Annotated in this window: 21 protein-coding genes; 18 read left to right on the forward strand and 3 right to left on the reverse strand. The window is 39.9% G+C overall.

Annotation, left to right across the window (positions count from 1 at the left end; genetic code table 11):
• The first annotated feature begins 2 nt into the window (after positions 1 to 2).
• The 12 genes from JFU24_RS16715 (at position 3) to rbsB (ending at position 14,266) form a co-directional block, all read left to right on the forward strand.
• A complete protein-coding gene (locus tag JFU24_RS16715) occupies positions 3 to 1,355 on the forward strand; it encodes an aspartate aminotransferase family protein (RefSeq protein ID WP_053348344.1) in 1,353 nt (450 codons plus the stop codon).
• Positions 1,356 to 1,362: 7 nt separating this feature from the next.
• Positions 1,363 to 2,871: a pyridoxal phosphate-dependent decarboxylase family protein gene (locus JFU24_RS16720; RefSeq protein WP_201187708.1), complete on the forward strand. Its 1,509-nt coding sequence runs from the start codon at positions 1,363 to 1,365 to the stop codon at positions 2,869 to 2,871.
• Positions 2,871 to 4,676 (forward strand): IucA/IucC family protein, encoded by a 1,806-nt coding sequence (locus tag JFU24_RS16725; protein WP_201250198.1) that lies wholly within the window; start codon positions 2,871 to 2,873, stop codon positions 4,674 to 4,676. The genes JFU24_RS16720 and JFU24_RS16725 overlap by 1 nt, the downstream gene beginning before the upstream one ends.
• On the forward strand, positions 4,666 to 5,250 hold the full coding sequence (locus tag JFU24_RS16730; RefSeq protein ID WP_201187704.1) for a GNAT family N-acetyltransferase: 585 nt from the start codon (positions 4,666 to 4,668) through the stop codon (positions 5,248 to 5,250). The genes JFU24_RS16725 and JFU24_RS16730 overlap by 11 nt, the downstream gene beginning before the upstream one ends.
• The gene (locus JFU24_RS16735) at positions 5,225 to 6,553 is read left to right on the forward strand and encodes a lysine N(6)-hydroxylase/L-ornithine N(5)-oxygenase family protein (protein WP_201222508.1); all 1,329 of its coding nucleotides are present in this window, start codon (positions 5,225 to 5,227) and stop codon (positions 6,551 to 6,553) included. The genes JFU24_RS16730 and JFU24_RS16735 overlap by 26 nt, the downstream gene beginning before the upstream one ends.
• Positions 6,554 to 6,575: 22 nt before the next feature.
• Positions 6,576 to 8,387, forward strand: coding sequence for an IucA/IucC family protein (locus tag JFU24_RS16740; protein WP_201222509.1), 1,812 nt, complete (start codon positions 6,576 to 6,578; stop codon positions 8,385 to 8,387).
• A 240-nt stretch (positions 8,388 to 8,627) separates the two neighbouring features.
• Positions 8,628 to 9,614: a LacI family DNA-binding transcriptional regulator gene (locus JFU24_RS16745; RefSeq protein ID WP_201222510.1), complete on the forward strand. Its 987-nt coding sequence runs from the start codon at positions 8,628 to 8,630 to the stop codon at positions 9,612 to 9,614.
• Positions 9,611 to 10,495, forward strand: coding sequence for a ribokinase (rbsK, locus tag JFU24_RS16750; RefSeq protein ID WP_201222511.1), 885 nt, complete (start codon positions 9,611 to 9,613; stop codon positions 10,493 to 10,495). Before JFU24_RS16745 ends, rbsK begins: the two co-directional genes overlap by 4 nt.
• The gene (gene rbsD / locus JFU24_RS16755; RefSeq protein ID WP_053348352.1) at positions 10,492 to 10,884 is read left to right on the forward strand and encodes a D-ribose pyranase; all 393 of its coding nucleotides are present in this window, start codon (positions 10,492 to 10,494) and stop codon (positions 10,882 to 10,884) included. Before rbsK ends, rbsD begins: the two co-directional genes overlap by 4 nt.
• Positions 10,885 to 10,902: 18 nt before the next feature.
• Positions 10,903 to 12,384: a sugar ABC transporter ATP-binding protein gene (locus JFU24_RS16760; RefSeq protein ID WP_201222513.1), complete on the forward strand. Its 1,482-nt coding sequence runs from the start codon at positions 10,903 to 10,905 to the stop codon at positions 12,382 to 12,384.
• Position 12,385: 1 nt separating this feature from the next.
• On the forward strand, positions 12,386 to 13,330 hold the full coding sequence (locus JFU24_RS16765; protein ID WP_053348354.1) for an ABC transporter permease: 945 nt from the start codon (positions 12,386 to 12,388) through the stop codon (positions 13,328 to 13,330).
• Positions 13,331 to 13,345: 15 nt separating this feature from the next.
• Complete coding sequence (gene rbsB / locus JFU24_RS16770; protein WP_053348355.1) at positions 13,346 to 14,266, forward strand: ribose ABC transporter substrate-binding protein RbsB; 921 nt, start codon at positions 13,346 to 13,348, stop codon at positions 14,264 to 14,266.
• 376 nt (positions 14,267 to 14,642) lie between these two features.
• Here the strand turns inward: rbsB and gdhA are convergent, their stop codons facing one another.
• Positions 14,643 to 16,025, reverse strand: a complete 1,383-nt coding sequence (gene gdhA, locus JFU24_RS16775; protein WP_201187692.1) for an NADP-specific glutamate dehydrogenase — start codon at positions 16,023 to 16,025, stop codon at positions 14,643 to 14,645.
• Between the two features lie 161 nt (positions 16,026 to 16,186).
• On the opposite strand from gdhA, the gene JFU24_RS16780 reads away from it, so the two are divergent.
• From JFU24_RS16780 to JFU24_RS16790, 3 genes are all read left to right on the forward strand, one after another.
• Positions 16,187 to 17,089, forward strand: a complete 903-nt coding sequence (locus tag JFU24_RS16780) for a LysR family transcriptional regulator (protein ID WP_056522058.1) — start codon at positions 16,187 to 16,189, stop codon at positions 17,087 to 17,089.
• A gap of 612 nt (positions 17,090 to 17,701) precedes the next feature.
• The gene (locus JFU24_RS16785) at positions 17,702 to 18,694 is read left to right on the forward strand and encodes a PTS transporter subunit IIC (RefSeq protein ID WP_053348846.1); all 993 of its coding nucleotides are present in this window, start codon (positions 17,702 to 17,704) and stop codon (positions 18,692 to 18,694) included.
• A gap of 110 nt (positions 18,695 to 18,804) precedes the next feature.
• A complete protein-coding gene (locus JFU24_RS16790) occupies positions 18,805 to 20,004 on the forward strand; it encodes a class I SAM-dependent rRNA methyltransferase (protein WP_201187690.1) in 1,200 nt (399 codons plus the stop codon).
• 78 nt (positions 20,005 to 20,082) lie between these two features.
• Here the strand turns inward: JFU24_RS16790 and JFU24_RS16795 are convergent, their stop codons facing one another.
• Together JFU24_RS16795 and JFU24_RS16800 are read right to left on the reverse strand one after the other, a co-directional pair.
• Positions 20,083 to 20,763 (reverse strand): lysoplasmalogenase, encoded by a 681-nt coding sequence (locus tag JFU24_RS16795; protein ID WP_201250199.1) that lies wholly within the window; start codon positions 20,761 to 20,763, stop codon positions 20,083 to 20,085.
• A gap of 139 nt (positions 20,764 to 20,902) precedes the next feature.
• Positions 20,903 to 22,171: a dicarboxylate/amino acid:cation symporter gene (locus JFU24_RS16800; protein WP_201187686.1), complete on the reverse strand. Its 1,269-nt coding sequence runs from the start codon at positions 22,169 to 22,171 to the stop codon at positions 20,903 to 20,905.
• Between the two features lie 168 nt (positions 22,172 to 22,339).
• Here JFU24_RS16800 and JFU24_RS16805 point away from each other — a divergent pair, with 168 nt between their 5' ends.
• From JFU24_RS16805 to JFU24_RS16815, 3 genes are all read left to right on the forward strand, one after another.
• Complete coding sequence (locus tag JFU24_RS16805; protein ID WP_201250200.1) at positions 22,340 to 23,146, forward strand: alpha/beta fold hydrolase; 807 nt, start codon at positions 22,340 to 22,342, stop codon at positions 23,144 to 23,146.
• A gap of 423 nt (positions 23,147 to 23,569) precedes the next feature.
• Complete coding sequence (locus JFU24_RS16810; RefSeq protein WP_053348362.1) at positions 23,570 to 24,325, forward strand: threonine/serine exporter family protein; 756 nt, start codon at positions 23,570 to 23,572, stop codon at positions 24,323 to 24,325.
• A 19-nt stretch (positions 24,326 to 24,344) separates the two neighbouring features.
• Positions 24,345 to 24,791, forward strand: a complete 447-nt coding sequence (locus tag JFU24_RS16815; RefSeq protein WP_201187683.1) for a threonine/serine exporter family protein — start codon at positions 24,345 to 24,347, stop codon at positions 24,789 to 24,791.
• Positions 24,792 to 24,917 lie beyond the last annotated feature (126 nt).

Raw genomic sequence — 24,917 nt, forward strand, 5'->3', positions numbered from 1 at the left:
TTATGGGAACAACCACACTTACCAAAAATGATCAATTACTGGAACAACAAAACACAAGGGAATCAAATGCTCGATCTTATCCTAGAAGATTACCTATGGCCATCGATCAAGCGGAGGGAATATACCTAACAGACATGGATGGAAAAAAATATATTGATTTTCTTGCCGGTGCTGGAACATTAGCGCTCGGACACAATCACCCGGCTGTGCTAGAAGAAATGGAAAATGTTCTAAAAGCTAAACGACCTTTACATACATTGGACTTTACTACGCCAATCAAAGAGCAGTTCGTTGATGAAATTTTTGAATGTCTGCCTGAAGAATTCAGAAAAAATGCAAAGATTCAATTCTGTGGTCCTACAGGCGGAGATGCTATTGAGGCGGCACTTAAATTAGTTAAAACAGCTACAGGCAACCGAAGCATTTTATCTTTCCAAGGTGCTTATCACGGAGCAACACATGCGACAATGTCAATTAGCGGTAATACAAAACCAAAGGAAAAAGTTCAAGGGTTAATGCCAGACGTGCATTTCCTACCATATCCATACCAGTATCGCTGCCCATTTGGAATTGGCGGAGAGGAAAGTCACAAAATTAGTAGCCAGTATATCGAAAACCTGTTGAACGATCCTGAGTCTGGATTATTAGCACCTGCAGGAATGATTTTAGAGGCAGTACAGGGTGAGGGAGGTTCCATTCCAGCACCAATTCCGTGGCTTAAGGAGATCAGGAGAATTACAAAAGAGAGAGGCATTCCATTAATTATCGACGAAGTTCAATCGGGTATCGGCCGAACAGGTAAAATGTTTGCCTTCGAACATGCAGGAATCATTCCAGATGTTCTTGTACTATCAAAAGCAATAGGTGGCAGCCTTCCATTATCCGTCGTGATTTATAACAAAGATCTGGATCTATGGTCTCCGGGTGCTCATATTGGTACGTTCCGCGGAAATCAATTGGCAATGGCAGCAGGAACAGCAACTTTAAAGTTCATGAAAGAAACAAATCTTGTGGAGCATGCAGCTAAAATGGGGGAAATCTTAAAGAATATTCTTAAAGATTTGCAAAAAGATATCCAACAAATTGGGGATGTTAGAGGCCGGGGATTGATGGTCGGTGTTGAACTGGTTAACCATTTAGAACCGCAAAACTCGAATGGAAGCTATCCGGCTAATTCTGAACTTGCCAGCACCATTCAACAGGAATGTTTCCAAAGAGGATTAATCTTAGAAGTCGGTGGCAGACATGGTAGCGTCGTGAGGTTTTTGCCTCCATTAATCGTAACGGAATCCCAGCTTCGAGAAGCTACTGCAATTTTTGAAGAAGCTGTTCGTGCAGCTGTTGCAAGAGGGTGAATAATAAATGATTGAAATGATTAATAAAACTAATTTTGCTTATTCTCCATTTTTCTTGAATAACGAGGCCGGTTTCAATAATTACACCGATTCTTTAACAATCATCGAAAAAAGACTTACCGACTTTTTAAAAGAGAATAATCAGCCGTATTCTGGGAAAAAACCACATGAAATAGAAGCGAGATTAAATGAGCTATCCCTTGGTTCTATAAAAGGGGAGACATTGGAAGGTGTCGCAGCTGAACTAGCTGAGTTTGTTATTAATGACAGCATCAATGTACACAGTCCTACTTGTATCGGACATTTGCATTGCCCGACACTCGTACCTGCAGTGGCTGCCGAAATGATTATCAGTACTCTAAATCAATCAATGGATTCCTGGGATCAAAGCTCGACCGCAACCTTTATTGAAGAGCGTTTAATAGATTGGTTGTGCACTCAGGTAGGGTTTTCTGATAAAGCGGACGGGATTTTCACAAGCGGTGGAACCCAATCTAATTATATGGGACTGTTATTGGCGAGAGACGCCTATTGTAAGCGTGTCTGGGATATAGATGTACAGCAACATGGTCTGCCAACCGAAGCAAAAAAACTGCGGATTTTATGCTCGGAGGCTGCCCACTTTACGGTTCGTAAATCCGCGGCGCAGCTAGGGCTTGGTGAACAGGCGGTAATAACGGTTAAAACGGATTCTAATCACCGTCTTTCTATAGATGAACTGAATCGTCAGCTTATGATTTTAGAGGAGCAGGATTTACTTCCATTTGCGATTGTTGCCACATGTGGAACAACGGATTTTGGTTCTATAGATCCATTACATGAATTGTCTGCAGCTGCAATGGAAAAAGGGTTATGGCTGCATGTGGATGCCGCTTATGGCGGAGCGATGATTTTAAGTCGGGATTTCAAAGAATTAATCAATGGAATTGAACTGGCTGACTCGATTACGGTTGATTTTCACAAATTATTCTATCAACCAATCAGTTGCGGTGCCTTTCTTGTCTCCGACCGCAATTCGTTTCAATATATCCAGCATCACGCCGATTACTTGAATCCACAGGAAGATGAAGAGGAGGGTATGGTCCACTTAGTCAATAAATCGATTCAAACGACGAGAAGATTCGACGCGCTGAAACTTTGGATGTCATTAAAGGTTGTTGGACTCGATACATTTGCTGAAATGATTGACTATACTTGTCATCTTGCACGCGAAGTGGCTGCGAAGATCAATAAAGCAGAAGGGTTCAGCGTATTAAATAAAAATCCCGAATTGAATGCAGTTGTATTTCGTTATAATCCCGAAGGAAAAAGTGATCAATTAGTAAATCTTCTAAATAAACAGATTCAGCAAGAATTACTAAAGAGCGGACGTGCATTTTTGGCAAAAACTCGTTTTGATGGACAGGTTTATTTAAAGATGACTCTATTGAATCCAATGACAAAGCTTGAACACATAGAGGAAATCATTGATGAGATTCGGGTATTAGGTGAAATGTTCAAGATGATGGAGGAATGATGATGAATAGTAAGCAAATAGCTGAACGGGCGACGATGCAAAGCTTTCTGAATTGTTATTTCCGAGAAACTGGGAATTGCAGTCTAGAAGAAACAAAGAACTGGCCTGAGCTGGAGGGTACTGTACCGACTTCTTTATTAGTCAGTAATCTTGCATCCCAAGATATTGCATTGCTTGTTCCACTAAAGTATTGGTCGGAAACGGGGCGTCATATTATATCCTTCCCGGTTTACTACCAAACGGCGTCCAAACAAGTGCGTGAATTAGACTACGTGACAATGGTTTCAGCCGTGTCTAAAGAATTATTAAATGAACAGGGCCGAACAGATAGTGAAGATGAATTGATGTTGCGTGTCATCCTAAGTAGCCAAAATATTCAACGCTATGTGGAAGCACGGAGAGTAGACTTTGATGCACTTCAAAGTCCTGACTTTACATACATCGAAGCAGAACAGTCCCTTCTATTTGGTCACTTGTTCCATCCAACACCGAAAAGTAAGCAGGGAATATCAGATAGGGATGAATGGAACTATTCACCAGAATTAAAAGGGGAGTTCCAGCTTCATTACTTCCTAGCAGATTCATCGATTGTCATCCAAGACTCTAGTGAAGTCATATCTGCAAGTGAGATCATTAAACAGGAATTAGCCGGCGATTTGGAGATTTCCAGTGGATTCCGTGAATCGTATTGCAAAAAAGAAAGCCCATATATCATTATTCCAGGGCACCCGCTTCAGGCAAAAGAACTAGTCGAAAAAGAAGAAGTCAAGAAGTTAATTGAGCTAGGACTACTAATCTATGCAGGCCCGCTTGGGAAAAAATTCACGGCCACTTCTTCATTCAGAACAGTCTATAGTGCTACATCGAAATATATGTATAAGTTTTCCGTTCCGGTTAAAATCACAAACTCGTTACGTGCAAATCTGCAAAAAGAACTCGATCGTGGTGTTGAAATCGCGAAATTAATAGATTCCAAAGTGGGCGATGATTTAAGAAAGCAGCACCCGTCCTTCCGCGTCATAAAGGACCCTGCTTATCTAACAATCAAAACAACTGAACAAGATTCAGGTTTTGATGTTGATATTCGGGAAAATCCTTTCTATGAAAACAATAAACAAGCAAGCCTGATTGCAGGTCTATGTCAGGACAATGCCTATGGTGCACCATCAAGGCTTGGAGCGATCATCCGAAAATTAGCAGAAGAAGAAAACCGTAGTACTGAAGAAGTAAGTAAGGATTGGTTTAATACGTATCTTTCAATGACACTAAAACCGATGCTTTGGCTGTTTGAAGAGTATGGAATTGTTCTAGAAGCCCATCAACAAAATTCAATTATCCAGCTTCAAAATGGGTACCCATCCACTTTTTATTATCGAGATAATCAAGGGTATTACTATTGTGAATCAAAAGTAGACCGGCTGATGAGCATCCTGCCTGAACTAAGTGAAAAAAGCTTCACAATTTGTTCTGATGAAGTTGCTGAAGAAAGACTTCAATACTATTTCTTCTTTAATCACTTATTAGGCATAATCAACAATTTTGGTACGGAAGGATTAGCATCAGAGCAGACACTATTACAGCTCGTTCAGGAACAATTAGAATCTAGTGGTAAGGAAAGCAAAGATGAAGGATTGAACCGGGTTGTCTCGAGGTTGCTTTATGAACAAGAACTACCTTGTAAAGCCAATTTACTGACGCGTTTTCATGATATGGACGAGCTTGTTGGCTCACTTGAGACACAGTCTGTTTATACGACCATTGAAAATCCGTTCGCGCAGGGGGTTTTGGCCACCCATGAAAAATAGTTATGAAGAAAAGCTGAAAGACCGTAATCAGCAGCTTTCTTTTGTCAAAGTGGAATTTGAGCGGGATATTGATACTCTGCATAGTTGGATGCACGAAGATCATGTGATACCCTACTGGAACTTGAATTTTACAAAAGAAAAATTTGCTGTTCATTTGCAGAAAGCGTTGGCTGATACACACCAAACACTATACTTGGGTTGCCTGGACGAGATCCCAATGAGCTATTGGGAGTCGTATTGGGTAAAAGGCGATATCATTGAAAAATATTATGAGGCTGAGGAGGGTGACCAGGGTATTCATTTACTCATTGGTGATCCCGAGTATCTTGGAAAAGGACTAGCTTTGCCATTTTTGCGTGCAATGGTGAAATTCCAACTACTGACTTCTACCACAAACAAAGTGATGGCAGAACCGGATATCCGGAATGCAAAGATGATTCATTTATTTGAAAAATGCGGCTTTACCCCAATTAAAGAGATTGAACTCCCTGACAAAACAGGATTACTTATGTCATGTACGCGGGAGAATTTCGAGAGGAAGTGGAAGTATGGAGAAGCAACAATCTATCTATGATGTGGTTGGAATCGGGATAGGTCCCTTTAACCTTGGACTTGCGGCCCTTTTAGAGAAAACCTCGGAGCTAAATGCCGTCTTTTTTGAGAAAAAGCAGGAATTTAATTGGCATGAAGGGATGTTGCTTGAAGGGACGACACTGCAGGTACCATTCTTTGCTGATCTAGTTAGCATGGCAGATGTGACAAGCCCATATAGTTACTTGAATTATTTACAGCAACATGACCGGCTTTATCATTTCTACTTCCTTGAAAAATTCTTGATTCCGCGAAAAGAATATAACGAATATTGCCGCTGGACTGCGAATCAACTTGATAGCTGCTGTTTTGGAAAAGCGGTGGAGGCGCTGGAGTATATTAAGGATCAAGAGGAACCTTTCTATCAGATCAGTGTGAGAGATGAAAAAACTCAACAGATTGAAGTCTATTATAGCCGTCATATAGTCATGGGAATTGGCAGTGCTCCAGCTGTACCGTCTGCATTTAGTCCATATATGGGAGAGAGCATCCTGCATTCGGCCGATTATTTACGGAATAAAGGAAATGTCTTAAAGAAAAAATCCATAACAGTTGTCGGATCCGGACAGAGTGCGGCCGAAGTATTTGAAGACCTACTTAATGAGCAGGAGAAGCATGGTTACCAGCTAAACTGGTATACAAGATCCAAAGGTTTTTTTCCTATGGAATATTCAAAACTTGGGTTGGAATACTTCACTCCAGATTACCTAGATTTCTTTTACCGTCTGCCTCAGGAAAAGAAAGATGAAATTCTGCCAAAACAGGATCTGTTGTATAAAGGAATCAGCGCGAAGACAATTGCTGCGATCTTCGACAAAATGTATGAAAAGTCTATTGGAAATGCAGAACTTGCCATTGAACTTAGGGCAATGACAGAAGTTGCAGCCGTAAAGCCAACTGAAAGTGGCTGGACATTGAAATGTCGACAGTGGGTGGAAGAAAGCGAATTTGATGTGAACACAGAGGCGGTCGTTTTTGGTACTGGCTACAAATCAACCGTGCCGGCATTCCTTGACAGTATGGAAGACCTTATAGTCCGCGATGAGTTTGGCAGACTTGAAATTACGAAAGACTATCGAGTTGGTACGACCGTATCTACACCAAATCATCTTTTTATTCAGAATGGCGAGATACATACGCACGGCGTGGGCGCACCTGATTTAGGATTAGGGGCATTCCGGAACTCCATTATTATTAATCAATTAGCGGGAAAAGAGATTTATCCATCTGAACCAAAAGGAGCTTTTCAATCATTCCGTGTAAAAGCACCAGTCATGGCCTATTAATAGAAAGAAAGGGAGTCAATGTATGCAGTTCATAAATGAAGTGGAAAAGGCGGTTACAGAAAAAAATTGGTCGATAGTAAACCAAAACCTACTCGCTAAAATGATTTCCGAGTATATGTATGAAGATATAATCCATCCAGCTGTCTTGAACGAAAATGCAGCAGGAAACTTATATGAGTTAAAGATAAATGAGGAAAAATCTTATCAATTTTTAGCCTTGCCTCGTCTTTTTGACAGTTATGATGTACAGGGTGAATCGATTAAAGTATTTGAAGCAGAACAAACCAGACAAGCAAATGATGCCATTCAATTCATTTTGGACCTTCAGCCGTTAATCGGGATGACTGCAGAAACAACGGGCCATTTAATCAAAGAGTTCCATCATACGTTGCTTGCAGATCTGCAATTACTATCTAAACCGGAACAAAACGCGGATGATTTAGTCGAACTGGACTATGCGCTACTTGAAGGAGAGATGAGCGGTCACCCTTGGATTGCCTATAACAAGGGAAGAATTGGATTCGGTTATGATGATTACCTGAAATTCGCTCCAGAAAATCAGGAGAAAATTCAGCTATCATGGATTGCCGTTCATAAAACAAGGGGTGCGTTCAATTCCATCCAAACGTTATCCTATAAACAATTGATGGAAAATGAACTAGATGATGAAACCCGAAAAGTATTTGGAAACAGATTGGCAGAGAAAGGGTTAAAGGAAGAAGACTATTTTTACCTGCCAATCCATGAATGGCAATGGAAGAATGTAATCATTCAGAATTTTACCGATGATTTAGCTAAAGGTCTGATTGTAGCTTTAGGAAACGGCCCTGATGAGTATCTTCCACAGCAATCGATTCGGACGTTTGTTAATGTTTCGAATAAGAACAAACATCACGTCAAGCTACCAATGAGCATTTTAAATACGTTGGTCTACCGTGGATTACCAGCAGAGCGTACTGTCATTGCACCAAAAATCACAGAGTATATTAAGAACATTTACAATAATGATTCGTTCTTAAAGGAAGAATGTAAAGTAGTACTTCCTGGTGAGGTGGCCAGTTTAAATGTGGATCACCCATATTTTTCTAAGCTAAAGAATGTACCATATCAATATTTAGAGATGCTAGGCGGTATTTGGAGAGAAAGCATATACAGTTATATGGAAGAAGGCGAGAAGCCTATTACACTTGCATCCCTTTTGCATGTGGACCACGAAGGAAAGCCGTATGTGGAAAGCCTGATTGAAAAATCTGGATTAACTACGGAGGCCTGGACAGCCCAATTATTCGACGTCATTCTTTCACCATTGTTACATTTTATCTATCAGTATGGGGTTGTCTTCTCACCGCATGGCCAAAATACAATTTTAGTATTGAAGGATTATAAACCGCACCGGTTGGCAATCAAGGATTTTGTAGATGATGTAAATATCAGTGATCAACCGCTTCCTGAATTAAGTATGCTTCCTGATAATCTAAAAAAGGTACTAAGAAGCGAAGCTCCGGAGGGCCTGGTTCAATTCATTTTCACGGGACTATTTATCTGTCATTTCCGTTACTTGTCCACACTTCTTATGAGAAGGAACCTATTGGATGAGAATGTCTTTTGGGAAGGTGTTGCTCGGGCAATCCTTACACATCAGCAAAAATTCCCACAATTGCAGGATCGTTTCGAGACATTCAATTTCTTTGCACCTAAATTAACCAAACTCTGTCTGAACAGAAACCGTATGCTTCAATACGGATATAGTGATGGCGAAGATCGTCCGCATGCATCTGAGTTTGGGTATGTAAATAATGCTCTTTACGAAAAGTTACCTGCAAACACACTTTAAATGTAAAGTTGGCTCAGATATTTGAGCCAGCTTTTTCAAATTTTTTGTTTTCATAACTAGAGATGTAAAAGGAACCTTTGTGTTCATTATTCATCAAATGTATATCTAAGAAAGGATTGTGTTATGCTTTTTGGTTCAAATTACCTAATAAATATCTGTGGAATAGGACTTGCCGTCCATATGAATTGGTGATAAGCTAAATATGTAAACGGTTACACATAATATATTGAGGTGGATATATTGGCAACTATTCGGGATGTTGCAAAGGAAGCGGGAGTTTCCGTAGCAACGGTTTCAAGAGTGATGAATGGCAGCGGATATGCACATGAAGACACAAAGAAAGTGGTCATGGCAGCTGTTGAAAAGTTAAATTATAAACCGAATGAAGTGGCAAGATCCCTCTATAAACGTAAATCTAAATTGGTTGGCTTGATTTTACCTGACATTACTAATCCCTTCTTTCCAGAAATGGCAAGGGGAGTTGAGGACTATCTGCAGAAATTTGGATATCGATTAATATTTGGGAATAGCGATGAAAAGCGAGATAAGGAAATAGAATATATTGACACCTTTCTACAGAATAATGTAGTGGGCATGATTGCATCAACAAGTGAAGAGACAAATGAAAATTTTGATAATCTAGAAATTCCTGTTGTCCTTCTTGATCGTACAGCAGAGGAGTTGCCAGCCGTCTATTCGGATCAAAAAACAGGCGGTAAATTGGCAGCTCGTGTATTGCTCGATCGAGGTAGCACAAACATCGTCCTTATCAGGGGACCAGTCGAAATAAAACCTGTATATGAACGGTACATTGCAGCATTGGAAGAATTGGAGCAAGCGGAAGTGAATGTTCATGTCATGGATTCATCTCTTACCCTTCAAGGTGGACAAATTTGTGCGAGACAGTTGTTTGAACAGTATCCGGAGACAGATGGAATCATTGCCTGTAATGATATTGTTGCAGCAGCCGCTCTACAAGAAATCTTGAAAAGGGGAATAAGAATCCCTGAAGATATTCAATTGATTGGTTATGATGATATCGCATTCACAGCGTTATTACATCCTCCGCTATCGACAATTCGCCAGCCCGCCTATGAGATGGGGGCACAAGCAGCAAAACTGTTAATTAAAAAGATCAATCAGGAAAAAATAGAAGAAACGCACAAAAAGCTTCCAGTTTCTTTTGTGGAAAGACAAACAACGAGAAGGAAGGCGGAGAAGCCATGATAAAAATTGCAGTAGTAGGAAGTTCTTCAATGGACTTAGTGGTAACATCAGCTAAGCGTCCTATAGCAGGGGAAACAGTTCTAGGAGATTCGTTTATAACAGTTCCAGGAGGAAAAGGGGCCAATCAGGCCGTGGCCGCAGCTCGTCTTGGTGCGGAAGTAACAATGATTGGATGTGTAGGAGATGATTTTTATGGAGAGATCATCTTAGAAAACCTGAAAAAAAATCATGTAAACACGAAGTATGTGGAACCGGTTACAGGTGCCATGTCAGGTACAGCTCACATTACCCTTTCAGAAGGTGATAACAGTATTATTGTCGTTAAAGGAGCAAATGATTCCATCACTCCTGAATATGTACAAAAAGCGAAAAAAATCATCGAGGATTCAGATATCGTCATGGTTCAGCAGGAGATACCAGAGGAAACTGTTTTATACCTTGCTGAATTATGTGAAAAACTCCAAAAGAGATTACTTTTAAACCCAGCACCTGCACGTAAGATAAGCGAGGCTGTTATTCAACAGTCATCATTCATTACACCGAATGAACATGAATTCGAAATACTATTCGATGGAAGAGACCGGACGGAAGTTTTAACAGAGTATCCAAATAAATTATTTATTACAGAAGGTAAAAATGGCGTCCGTTATTTTGACGGGCATGAAGAGAAGGTTGTCCCAAGCTTTGTGGTTGAAGCAGTCGATACAACAGGTGCAGGAGATACATTTAATGCTGCACTCGCGGTTGCTGTTGCAGAAGGAAAAAGTTTTGACGACTGTCTGTTATTCGCAAACCGGGCTGCCTCTATTTCTGTTACGAAGTTAGGAGCTCAAGGAGGTATGCCGACAAGGGAAGAAGTCGAAAGGAGCTTTGAAGAATGAAGCGTCATGGAATCATCAATAGTTCAATAGCCAAAGTTCTTGTTGACCTTGGGCATACGGATTATATTGTCATAGGTGATTGCGGCCTCCCGGTACCTTCAGGAGTACTTAAAATAGATTTAGCCTTAATACCTGGAACGCCTTCATTTCAAGATGTTGTTCGTGCCGTTCATGAAGATATGGTAGTCGAGAAAGTGATTGCCGCCACTGAGGTGAAGGAGAAGAATTCAAAGCAGCATCAATATATGGAACAGCAATTCGGAAATGCGATTGAATATGTTTCCCATGAGGATTTTAAAAGGCTGACAAGTAAAGCAAAGGCAGTAATCCGTACAGGAGAAACGACGCCGTATTCAAACTGCATTTTGCAGTCTGGAGTATTTTTTTAAATAAAAGAGGTGAAGAGCATGCAAATTGAAATGAAAAATATTTATAAAGCATTTGGTCAAAACAAGGTATTGGAAGGCGTTCAGTTTTCTTTAGAGGCTGGAGAAGTCCACGCGCTTATGGGAGAAAATGGAGCCGGAAAATCGACCTTGATGAACATTTTGACCGGGCTGCATAAGCATGATCAAGGGACTATTGAAATTAATGGTAAAGAAACCTCATTTAAGGATTCAAAGGAAGCAGAAGAAGCGGGAATGGCCTTTATCCGTCAGGAATTGAATATTTGGCCAGAAATGACGGTGTTAGAGAATTTATTTATCGGCAAGGAAATGGTAAATGCCTTCGGTGTCCTAAGAAATAAACAAATGAAAGCGCGTGCAAAAGAGATCTTTAAAACGCTTAATATTTCCCTTCCTTTTGATAAGGAAGCAGGGCTTTGTTCCGTTGGGGAACAGCAGATGATTGAAATTGCTAAAGCGCTTATGACGGATGCCGAAGTCATCATCATGGACGAACCAACCGCGGCCTTAACTGATAGAGAAATCGAGAAGCTCTTTGAAGTGATGAAGGGCCTTACCGAAAAAGGCGTGTCTCTTGTTTATATCTCTCACCGAATGGAAGAAATCTTTGCCATTTGCGACAGAATCACCGTGATGCGTGATGGAAAAACTGTCGATACGAAAAGAATTAAAGATACAAATTTCGATGAAGTTGTTCAAAAGATGGTTGGCCGGGAGCTAGAGGATCGTTTTCCTCATCGTGAAGCCCATCTAGGTGAAGTAGTCCTTGATGTAAAAGGGCTAACTAAAAAGGGGCTTTTTGAAGATATCCATTTCGCTGTCCGAAAAGGTGAGATTGTGGGCGTGGCCGGATTAATGGGAGCGGGTAGAACAGAAATAATGCGTGCCCTTTTCGGGGTTGATCAAATAGACAGCGGTGAGATTACTGTTGAAGGTAAGAAAGTTTCCATACGAAAACCAACGTATGCAGTTCGCTACGGTTTAGCTTTCATCACGGAAAACCGTAAAGAAGAGGGCTTGATCCTGGACTTTTCAGTACGGGAAAATATCGGCCTGCCGAATTTAAAAAGCTTCGCTCCTAGTGGACTCGTAAAAACGGAAGATGAGAAAAAATTTGCAGAGATGATGATCAAGCGACTTCACGTGAAAACATCCTCTACAGAAACGATCATCGGTAATTTATCCGGTGGGAATCAACAAAAGGTGGTTATTGCCAAATGGATTGGCACTTCGCCTAAAGTATTGATTATGGATGAGCCAACCAGGGGAATTGATGTTGGAGCTAAACGTGAAATTTATGAATTGATGAATGAATTAACAGAGCGCGGTATCGCCATTATTATGGTTTCCTCAGAGCTCCCTGAAATCGTTGGGATGAGTGATCGAATCCTTGTTGTTCATGAAGGTAAAATTGCCGGGGAACTGAAAAAGCAGGAAGTAACACAAGAAAAAATTATGGCATTGGCGACAGGAGGGAACTAGGATGAAACTTGAGGCTACAGGGAAAAGCGGGATTTGGCAGAAATTTGGTCCGTTACTCGCCTTGATTTTATTATTTATCGTAATAACTGTTTTAAATCCATCATTCATGGAACCAAATAATATTTTGAATTTATTGCGTCAAACCTCTATTAATGCGCTTATAGCATTTGGGATGACCTTTATCATTTTAACAGGTGGAATAGATTTGTCCGTTGGTTCCATACTGGCTCTATCCAGCGCACTTATGGCTGGAATGATGGTCTCAGGATTAGATCCAATTTTAGCAATATTAGTAGGAGTTCTACTGGGTACACTAATGGGTGTAATTAATGGAATTCTTGTTTCAAAAGGGAAAATGGCACCTTTCATTGTGACGCTGGCTACGATGACAATTTTCCGGGGATTAACGCTCGTCTATACAGATGGAAAGCCAATTACAGGAATTGGTGATTCAGAACTGTTCCAAATGCTTGGGAGAGGATACTTCCTTGGGCTGCCGGTTCCAGCGGTTGTGATGATTATTGCTTTCTTTATTTTATGGTTCCTACTTCATAAAACATCATTTGGCCGTAAAACGTATGCAATTGGTGGAAATGAAAAGGCTTCCCGAATATCTGGGATTAAAGTAGATCGAGTAAAAGTAGCCATTTACGGGCTGGCAGGTACTATGGCAGCGATTGCTGGTGCCATTTTAACATCCCGTTTGAATTCGGCACAACCAACAGCTGGTCAATCCTATGAGATGGATGCCATTGCTGCGGTAGTGCTTGGCGGAACAAGCCTTTCAGGCGGTAAAGGCAGGTTGTTCGGTACACTAGTCGGTGTTCTGATTATCGGTACTTTGAATAATGGTATGAATTTACTAGGTGTATCTTCTTTTTACCAACAAGTGGTAAAAGGTGCAGTTATATTAGTTGCGGTTTTACTTGACCGTAAAAAATCATAAGTTGAGGTGTAATCAATGAAAAAAATAGTATCGTTGTTCATGATTCTTTCTTTAATGGTGTTAGCTGCCTGTTCAATGGATTCGGGTCAAAAAGATGATAAAAAAGAAACCAAAGACTCTATGGAAGACGTGAAAGTCGGAGTCAGTATTTCAACGTTAAACAATCCATTCTTCGTTTCTTTAAAAGATGGTATTGAAAAAGAAGCAAAAGAAAAGGGCATGAAAGTTACAGTTGTTGATGCACAGGACGATACAGCTAAACAAATTAGTGGGATTGAAGATTTAATTCTTCAAAAAGTAGATATCCTTCTTGTTAATCCAACAGACTCAAGCGCAATTTCTTCAGCTGTTCAATCAGCAAACGAAGCGGGTATTCCTGTTATTACAATTGATCGTTCTTCTGAAGAAGGGGATATCGAAACATTCATCGCTTCCGATAACGTGGCTGGTGGAGAATTAGCTGCAGAATACCTAGTTAAAGAGCTTGGCGAAAACGCAAAAGTAGTGGAGCTAGAAGGGGTTTCAGGTGCATCTGCAACTCGGGAACGTGGGAAAGGGTTCCACAATATTGCTGACAAGCAATTAGAAGTGCTAACAAGTCAAACGGCAGAATTTGACCGCACAAAAGGTCTTAACGTTATGGAAAATATCCTACAAGGTAAAAAGGACATTCAAGGGGTATTCGCTCATAATGACGAAATGGCTCTAGGAGCTATTGAAGCAATCAAAGCAGCTGGTAAAGACATCATTGTTGTTGGTTTTGATGGGAACGATGATGCTTTAAAGGCTGTTGAAAACGGTGAGCTAAAAGCAACGATCGCTCAGCAACCGGCTCTTATCGGTAAAGAAGCGGTTAATGCCTCAGAAAAAGTCTTAAAAGGTGAAAAGGTAGACGAAACAATCTCTGTACCATTGAAATTGGTTACTAAAGAATAATAGTTTTAGTGAGAGTGTCGGAATTTTTCCGACACTCTTTTTGTAGATCAATGATTCAATCTTTTACAATCAAGTTAGTTTGATGCAAATGTGGCGGCTAACTATACAAAGATCATATTAATCAGTTGAATAGCAGAATACAATCTAACCTCTTAAATCATGCTACAGGTGAATATATTGAACGGTTATAATTTAGCGTTCACTACTATTAGGATGTGAACTTTTTACGTTTAGGGACTTAAGTAGTGGTAAAGAGGATTTTAAGGTTATTCAGCACGGATTGAAATGAACGATTACCTGCAAGAAGATGTAATTACTCTTGTACAAAAAATAAGGCGGCCCATGTTGGGACCGCCTCCTGAAATTTAACTTATTATTAGAGTATGCCTTGAGTCAGCATAGCATCGGCTACTTTTAGGAATCCAGCAATGTTGGCTCCGACAACTAAGTTGCCAGGTTCACCGTATGCTTCGGCTGCTTCTACACTGTTTTTATAAATGTTTTTCATGATACCGTGTAGTTTTGTATCGACTTCTTCAAATGTCCAAGGCATTCTAGCACTGTTTTGGGCCATTTCAAGTGCAGAAACGGCAACACCACCTGCGTTAGCGGCTTTGGCTGGTCCGAAAAGGACGCCATTATTAAGGAATACGTCAATAGCCTCAAGAGTTGATGGCATGTTAGCACCTTCGCCGATTGCTTTCACGTTGTTTTTAACAAGCAATTTTGCTGCTTCTTCATCAATTTCATTTTGTGTTGCACAAGGAAGGGCGATATCGCATGGTACAGACCAAATTCCGTAGCTTCCTTCATTGTATTCAGCTTCGGGATGAGCATCGACATACTCACTCAAACGTTTTCTTTCTACTTCTTTTAAACGTTTAACTGTATCTAGGTTCAGACCATTTTTGTCATATATATACCCATTAGAGTCGCTGCATGCTACAACTTTAGCGCCCAGCTGTGTAGCTTTTTCAATGGCATAAATGGATACATTACCTGATCCTGAAATAACAACTGTGCTACCATGGAACTGTAATCCTTTGTCTTTTAGCATTTCTTCGACAAAGTAAACCGTCCCGTATCCAGTCGCTTCTGTACGGGCTAAGCTTCCGCCGTAACTTATGCCTTTACCAGTTAAAACACCCGCATGGTAGCTTCCTTGGATCTTTTTATACTGACCGAATAGATAACCGATTTCTCTAGCCCCTACTCCGATATCCCCAGCCGGTACGTCTGTATCCGGACCGATATAGCGAGCCAGTTCTGACATGAAGCTTTGGCAAAAACGCATGATTTCAGCGTCTGATTTTCCTTTTGGATCGAAGTCAGATCCGCCTTTTCCTCCGCCAATTGGCTGTCCTGTAAGAGAATTTTTAAAGATTTGCTCGAAACCAAGGAACTTGATAATACTTGAGTTTACTGTCGGGTGAAAGCGTAGACCGCCTTTAAATGGCCCAATAGCACTGTTGAATTGCACGCGGAAACCACGGTTGACTTGTACATTTCCTAGGTCATCAACCCAAGAGACACGGAAGGTAATCATTCTTTCTGGCTCAACGAGTCTTTCTAAAATCCCACTATTCATATAAATAGGGTGTTTTGAAAATACTGGTACTAATGAAAGAAATATTTCTTTTACGGCTTGATGGAATTCACTTTCGTGAGGATTACGCTCCTTTACCTGTGCGTATACTTGACTTACAAACTCTTTGGCAACTTGTAATTCCTCTTGCTCAACTTCATGTGTCGTTGTCATTAATATTTCTCCCCTTTTTTGGTAATAAAGTCATGAAAATATATTTGAATATATATATAGGTTTTTATGTGATACTTTCATGATATAATTTAAATTTGAAAGAAACAATCTGAATATTAGATAAATAACATGCTGTTTTGATATGAAAGAAGGAGCTTACATTGGAATTAAGACAAATCGAATATTTCATTGAAGTGGCAAAGCGTGAACATATGACGGAAGCAGCAGTGGCTTTGCATGTTGCCCAGTCTGCAGTCAGTCGTCAAATTTATAATTTAGAAGAAGAATTAGGTGTGCCTTTATTTATCCGCGAAGGCCGGAAGATTAAGCTGACGCCTATAGGACATACATTTCTAGCGAATATGGAACAAGCTATGGATATCATTGATCGTTCAAAGCGTGAGCTGGCTGAGAGCTTAAATCCGGAAAAAGGGACAATTCGTATTGGCTTTCCAAGTAGTTTAGCTTCCTATATATTGCCAAAGGTTATTTCTGATTTCAGAGAGATTTACCCGGAAGCGAAGTTCACCTTGAAACAAGGTTCATATCGCTACCTGATCGATTCTGTTATAAAAGGAAATATTAATATGGCCTTAATTGGACCTCTACCGATGAACGAAAAGAAAATTCACGGAGAAACTCTATTTATTGAGAACTTAGTTGCTCTTTTGTCAGAAAGCCATCCTTTGGCCTTGAAGAAGTCATTAAACTTAAATGAACTTCAAGGAAATCCGTTCATCGTATATCCTAAGGGGTATGTTTTACGTGATATTGTCATGAAGGCATGTAAACTGCACGGTTTCGAGCCAGAAGTTGCATTTGAAGGAAAAGATACTGATGCTATAAAAGGTCTAGTGGCAGCAGGGCTTGGCGTAACCTTAATACCAGAAATCTCTCTGATTGACAGCTTGCCTCGTTTTACAGTTAGACTGCCGTTGGATGAACCATCCGTAACTAGGGCTGTAGGTGTTATTATTCCAACTGAAAGGGAGTTAATGCCCACGGAGAAACTATTTTATCAATTCCTGAGAGACACCTTTGCAACTTTGGAAGGTTTTCAATAGAAGAAAAGTTAAAAGCTAGGCGTAAGGGAATTTTAAATAGCTTTATGAAAGATCCACATTTAAACCATAGTCTGGAAGAGAATCCAATTTAATTGGGTTCTCTTTCTTTATTAAAAGAGATGTAAATACTGGAAACCTATATCGAAATAATGTACTGACTATTCAGGTTGAAAAGCAGATACTTTAGAGTTTTTAATAATAAAAAGATTAATTTATTTTAAAATAATACATTATTAGATTTAATTGTACATAAAAGTAATATATACTCCATTTTTGTAAGCGTTTTTATTTTACTAGAATAAAAATACTGCTTACATTATCAGAAAATTCATGTTATTATACGAACAGACATTATCGGAGGCGGGGAATTAGATGAGTAGTAATTCAAATGAATTACTTCATATTATTATTCTCTTATTATGTTAGTGGGATTGATTATGTGGAATTGTTTGAGCCTTGCTTGTGAACTTTATAACAAGACGCTCAAGTAAAAACAAGTGGTGTACCCTCCAAATAACAGGTTTTTTTTTTTTTTATTTATTAAATTGAATATTCTGATAATTGATAAGGAGTGGAAATTAAGTGAGCAGGAAAGAATACATCAACGATCGAATGTACAAGGCATCAACAGGGATAGCTAATGCAGTTTTGGTTACGCTAGGGATCGGGTTATTGTTTGAATCCATAGGGGGATATTTAGATTGGGAGGTCCTCCTGGCAATAGGTGGGGCCGCAAAGGTCTTACTAGCCCCAGCTTTAGGAGCAGGTATCGCCTATCAGCTAGGAGGAAATTCATTAATTATTTTTAGTGCCATGGCTTCAAGTGCAGTAGGTGGCGCTGCCATTAACAGAACTGCTGAGGGAGTCTTTACGATTGTTACGGGTCAGCCACTAAGTGCAGTTTTGGCAGCATTAATCGCAACATATGTAGGTAAGCGTCTAATTGGTAAAACGAAATTGGATATTATGGCCATTCCATTGGCTGCAGTACTTGTCGGTGGGGTTTCTGGATATGGTCTAGCGCTTGTTACGACACCGTTCCTGACATGGTTAAGCAGTCAAATTACAGCTCAGGTCGAAGGTTCTCCATTAATTGGTTCCATGGTCATTGCATTAGTATGGAGCATATTATTGATGACACCAGCTTCTTCCGCTGCTCTAGCGATAGCCCTACAGTTAGATCCTGTTTCTAGTGCGGCAGCTTTAATCGGATGTACCGTTCAATTTGTTGGGTTCACTGTCATGTCTTATAAAGATAATGATATGGGTGGGTTCCTTGCACAGATGGTTGTTACGCCGAAAGTTCAATTTCCTAACTTAATCAAAAAACCATTATATGTCGTCCCGCCTTTTGTAGCGGCAATCATTTGTGCTCCAATCGCTACGTTGGCATTCGATTTCCAAGTACCGTATGAGCTTGGAGGAATGGGCTTAAGTTCATTGATTGCCCCGATTGCTATCATTACAGGGCAAGGGTTGTACACGTTCCTGGTTTATGTGGCGGTGGGTATGGTCTTGCCAGCTGTAATCACCCTCGCCTTACATCGAGTATTGAAGATGATGGGTAAAGTAAAACCAGGAGATCTTCATTTAGAAGTATCATAATCAAAGATTTTTAGGAAACCAGCCTGGTGAAGGAACCAGGCTGGTTTTTATTTATAAAGGGATTAGGGTAAAATGGGGAGGAAAGCAATTGCATAGATAGGATGATATATATGGGAAAAGAAATAGATATAAAAGTGAAAGCTAAGTTTGTAAATAAAATCGCCAAAGGCTTTCCCTTGATTGCGAAAGAGTCGATTGGCAATCTCAATGACCTTCAAGATGAGGGATCTTTAGTGCGTTTGGTTGACGAGAACAATCGGTTTTTAGCAAAGGGGTATTATGGGAAACAGAATAAAGGCTATGGCTGGGTATTGACTCAAAAGGAGAATGATAAAATTGATCAATCATTTTTCAATGAAAAAATCAGAACAGCGTATGATTACCGAAAGCCATTTTTTGAAGATACAGAAACTACTGCTTTCCGCTTGTTCAATGGAGAAGGAGATGGGATTGGCGGGTTAATTATTGATCATTACGATGGTCACTACGTCATTAGCTGGTACAGCAAAGGGATATATTCGTTTAAAGACTATATCATTAAGGCCCTGCAGAATACGGTCGAGGTCAAGTCCATTTATCAGAAGAAACGCTTTGATACAAAGGGTCAATATGTAGATGAAGACGATTTTGTTATGGGGGAGCAGCCGGAATTTCCGCTTCTTGTCAAGGAGAATGGGGTCCGTTTCGCTGTTTATTTGAATGATGGGGCCATGGTCGGTGTCTTCCTTGATCAGCGTGAGGTTAGAAGGACGATTCGAGATAAATATGCAAAAGGAAAGACCGTGCTGAATATGTTCTCTTACACTGGAGCATTTTCTGTATTTGCTGCTTTAGGCGGTTCCGTTAAAACGACTAGTGTGGACCTGGCGAATCGCAGTTTGCCGAAAACGATTGAACAGTTCAGTGTGAATGAGATAGATCCTGAAACGCAGAATATCGTCGTGATGGACGTATTTAAATATTTTAAATATGCAGTTAAGAAGGCTCTGAAATTTGATATGGTCATTCTTGATCCACCCAGCTTTGCCAAGTCAAAGAAATTCACATTCAGTGCCGGAAAAGACTATACGAATCTATTGAAGGATGCTATTTCCATAACAGAGGACAATGGGGTCATTATAGCGTCAACCAACTGCAGTACGTTTGACATGAAGAAATTTAAAAGCTTTATTGAGGCAGCCTTTAGAGAAATGAATGGTAAATATGAACTCATGGAAGAGTTTTCATTGCCGGCAGATTTTAAAACAAGTTCGGATTATAAGGAAGGTAACTATTTAAAAGTAGTTTTCATTAAGAAAATTAATGGATGAAAAAAGGCATTCACAGTTTAATTAGAACTGTGAATGCCTTTTATTCGTGGGGAATTGTTTCATGTGGAACGGCTTAGCTCAGAATTTGCTGGCGATTGCTCGCCCGTTTTTCCGGTTGCTCGATGAAAGGAAAGCAGGTTTCGAGCTGATGGTGTTAGCGATGAAAAACTGAGCTGTATAGTAGGTTAACATAATCAGTGGGCCAGAAAAGGTAATATCTTCAACGAATTTGTTCCAGGATAAAATGGAGTCAGAAATGACGAACAGCAGCCCTCCAATAATGGCGGCTACATTTCCGGTCATAAATGCCGCCCATCCCATGAGAGAAATTACCGTAACATAGCAAATGACAGGAATGATTAGGCTGTTTTCACCTTTTTCAATCAAAGAAAGTACAATTTCACGGCCTATCCAAGTGGAATAACCAGCAATGGGAAGAATGGTTGCAAATCGAATCCATGAAAAGCTCCATGTGTTGAGGAATGCGGCAATATAGAAAAGATGACCGATTAAGAAGGCGGAAAGACCAATGACAAACCAGATCAACAAGCCGTCTCCAAGCATGCAAAAGAGTAAACCGAGAAGAATTAAGAATTGATATCGAGTCCGTTTTCCCTCATTTTTCGTGTAGGCATAAAGCAAAATCAATAACATAAGAATAATCTTAAAAAGAATTTTTATTACTAAAGGCTCTTCAGGTATAAAGAAAATATATAGCAGTCCCATGAAAAGGATTACAGCAGGCAACCATTTTAACATTAAATCCCTCCTCATTCTTTAATTCTATGTAAGGATACAGAACTCCTTGCCGATTAAAAAACTACTAGAAAGACAATTATTGAAAATAGTAAAAAAAACTGACTCCAGATTGTCTTGGAGTCAGTTCGATATTAGATAATCACACCACAGAATCTTCCTTAACAAACGCCTGTTTTAACCAGTTTTTCCCCTCGACCAGTCGTGTGACAAGCATGGTGCAAACGGTGTTTCCTGTTGAGTTAAGTAGTGTAGCAGGTGCATCGATAATCGTGGAGATAACAGCAATAATCGGCAGAACTTCAACAGGAAAGCCGAATACACTTAGAATCAACATTTCTCCTATCATGCCACCTCCAGGAATGGCCCCCATAACAGCGCCGACCAAAAAGGCAACAGCCAGTATACTTAAAATGCTGGAGATGCTTGTCATATCTTTGCCAAATAAGCTGAATAGGAAAACAATTTTCAACACCCCGCCAAATACAGAACCATCTTTGTGAGTGTTGGCTCCAAGCGGGATGACCGTCTCTGCGATGTCCTTTGGCACACCCATTTTTCTGACGGCTTCCAAATTGACCGGAATGCACGCGGCACTTGAACAGGTAGCAATGGCTGTAATAGATGGTGTGAAGGCATTTTTCCAAAATAGTTTAACTCCCTCTTTCCCACCGGCGATAAAGGCATATAGGGTGAAAAAGCCGAAGTAATAAATTAAAGCTAAAACTAGATAAAGAATGAAGGCACGTGCATAGCCTTCTAAAATCTGCGGTCCTAGCTGGCCGATAATAGCCGCAAAATAAGCGCCAAGTCCTATTGGTGCATAGTACATAACAATTTTTACGATTTTCATCATAACAGCTGTACCCGCTGTTAAAAACTCAGTAATCGGTTTCGCTTTCTCGCCGACCAGTGCGGTGGATAATCCAATTAATACAGAGAAAACGATAAGTTGAAGCATATTGCTTCTAGAAAACAGGTCTGGAAAATCGGACACGGTTACAGTATTAACCAGTTGACTAAGGAAAGAAACTTCTTCAATGGTTTCTTCAGAGGAACTGCTTTCCATCAGTTCTTTAATAGCTGTCGTATCAGTGCCTTCCAAAGGATTAATAATAGTTGTCCCAATAAAACCAATTACGGCAGCTAAAGCGGCTGTAGTCAGGAAAACGACAACAATACTGCCCATGATTTTCCCGAGACGCTTCATCCCACTCATATTAGCAATAGCAGAAGAAATGCTGAAAAATACCAATGGAACGATGATTGTGAACATTAGATTTAGAAATAAGTCCCCTAGAGGCTGTATGACTGAGGTTTTCTCACCGAAAACGACGCCCGCTATCCCACCAATAATAATTGCAGAGAGTAATACTAAAGAGGATCGATAGTTTTTAAAAAAGCTCTTCATGAAAAATTCCGTCCTTTCAGAATGAAGGTGTCAATAAATATTAAACTTCATTATCAGCTCTAGAATGAAGTTTGACAATATTTTTTTATAGGAAGGAATGTTAAAAGATGAAACGCAATAAATAATAAGAAGGAATTATTTGTAAAAATGTTGTGGAGGAGGGTTACGATGGCATTTATTGAGGTTGAAAAGGACGTCCAGTTATATTATGAAGAAAAGGGTCAAGGGAGGCCGATTATTTTTATCCACGGAGTGTGGATGAGTAGTCGGTTCTTTACAAGACAGCTTCCGTACTTTTCAGAGAAGTACAGAACTATCTTACTTGATTTAAGAAGCCATGGTCAGTCAACCCACGTTCATAACGGAAATACGGTCTCTGTTTATGCAAAAGATCTTCATGCGTTCATTGATAAACAAGGATTAAAGGATGTCATACTAGTAGGCTGGTCTATGGGGGCTTTCGTCGTATGGGATTATCTCAAGCAATTCGGCGAGGATAATGTCCATTCAACTGTAATTGTGGATGAATTGGCATCAGATTTTAAATGGCCCGATTTTGATATTGGGGCTTTTGATATCGACACATTGATTGCCTTCATGACTGAGATTCAAACGAATCGTTCCCACTTTTTACAAGGCTTTCTTACATCTATGTTTAAAGATGAATTATCCGCAGGGGATGCAAACTGGATGCTTGAGGAAGTAACGAAAATGCCGGCATCCATTGCCAGTGCCATCCTATTTGATCAATCAATTGTTGACTATCGTGATTTCTTGCCTGAAATTACCGTTCCTACACTTCTCTGCTTTGGAAGGCATGAAAAGGTCATTCCTGTTGCGGCAGGAGTACATTTGGAGAAGAACATTCCGAATTCTGAACTTGTTATTTTTGAAGATAGTTGTCATTGCCCTTTTATAGAAGAAAGTGGTTTGTTTAATAAAACAGTAGATGCGTTTATTCAAAAAGTAATATAGAGGTAGATGCTGGGGTCTTAAATTTCAGTGCAACGCACCAATTTTGTAGTGCAGGGCACTGGTACATTCAAACTCGGTGAAATTAACAATATAAAAGAGTCAGCAATAACTAACAATAAAGAGGGATGCAGGTTTTGTGCCGCATTCCTTTTTTATTGTAGAAAAAAGTGTTGCCGAACTATTCCTCTCCTATTGGACAATAGAGAACTACCGAATCATTCAATTATCTAAGCGGTTTTAGCATTGAATAAAGGGAATACTGGAACTAAGACAGTCAGAACGACATTGGTGGAAATAATTAATTAAATGAGGAAATATTTTTATATCCTTTTCATGAAAATTGGGCTATTATGAGATGGATTTAAACTGGTAAGTTTGTTACCCGATATAAGCTCGTACGTTAAAAGTGATGGAGAGGATATAATGAATGATCAGTTACATTACAATGAAATTATAGATGTATGTTTGCTTGCGGGGAAAATAATGCTTCAAAACGGAGGAGAAACCTCTCGGGTAGAAGATACGATGGTCAGAATTGCGGCTGCATTTGGATGCGAGGATTCACACAGCTTTTCAACGCCGACAGGGATTATTTTTTCTCTGGATGGTATGCACCCAGCCTCAAAATTAATTCGAGTTTCCCAACGGTCCACGGATTTACACAAGGTAACGCTTGTTAACAGTATATCTCGAAGCATTTCTAGTAAGGAAATGACGCCACAGGAAGCTTTTTCCCGATTAAAACAAATTGAAAAGGCAGGTATGGGATATCCCTTGTGGGTTCAGGTTTTCGCTGCCTTTATTGCGAGCGGTTGTTTTTTAATCATGTTTCAAGGGCAATGGAGTGATTTTATCTGGTCTTGTATAGCCGGAGGACTTGGATTTTCTTGTCTGCTTTACTTGCATTGGTTATTGGAGGTTCGCTTTTTTGCTGAATTTATAGCCTCACTAGTAGTGGGATTAGTAGCAATGTTGTTTGTCCAAATCGGTGTGGGTAGTAACTTGGATACTATAATTATTGGAGCGGTGATGCCGCTGGTGCCAGGACTGTTAATTACGAATGCGGTCAGGGATTTAATTGCAGGGCATTTAGTTTCCAGTCTGTCCAAGGGGGCAGATGCAGGTTTAACTGCTTTAGCCATTGGAACAGGAATATCGGTTGCATTTGTTCTTTTATGATTTTAGGGGAGGAAAAAGGATGTTTGCACAGCTTATTACAAGTTTCATTGCCTCAGCCGCCTTTGGAGTCATTTTTAATGTACCGAAAAATTCATTGATTCAATGCGGTTGTGTAGGGATGCTAGGGTGGGCTTTATACTTTTTTTTGGTCGAAAATGAGATAAATAGCATAATTGCAACGCTTGCTGCTGCATTTATGGTAGCAGTAATCAGTCAGTATTTTGCTAAAAGGTATAAAACACCAATCACGGTTTTTAATGTCTCAGGAATCATCCCGCTCGTACCAGGGGGTTTGTCTTATGACGCAATGAAGCATTTTGTAGAAAATGATTTTAATATAGCTGTTCAGTTGGCTACCAAGGCATTCATGCTGGCAGGGGCGATTGCGTTGGGACTGATCTTTGCAGAAGTTATAAATCAGTTGATAACTAAATATAATAGAAGGAAATTGAGAATGAGAAACTAGAGGGAATGAAGAGATATATCTTTATCCCTCTTTTTTATTGCTTTAAGAATTAATCCTGAGGGTTTTCAATCTTCGAGAAACAGGTAGAGAACAAAATTATAATTGAGATGCAGAAAAAGGAGAGGC

The organism is Peribacillus sp. TH27 (genome assembly GCF_016650915.1).
Lineage (GTDB): Bacteria > Bacillota > Bacilli > Bacillales > DSM-1321 > Peribacillus > Peribacillus butanolivorans.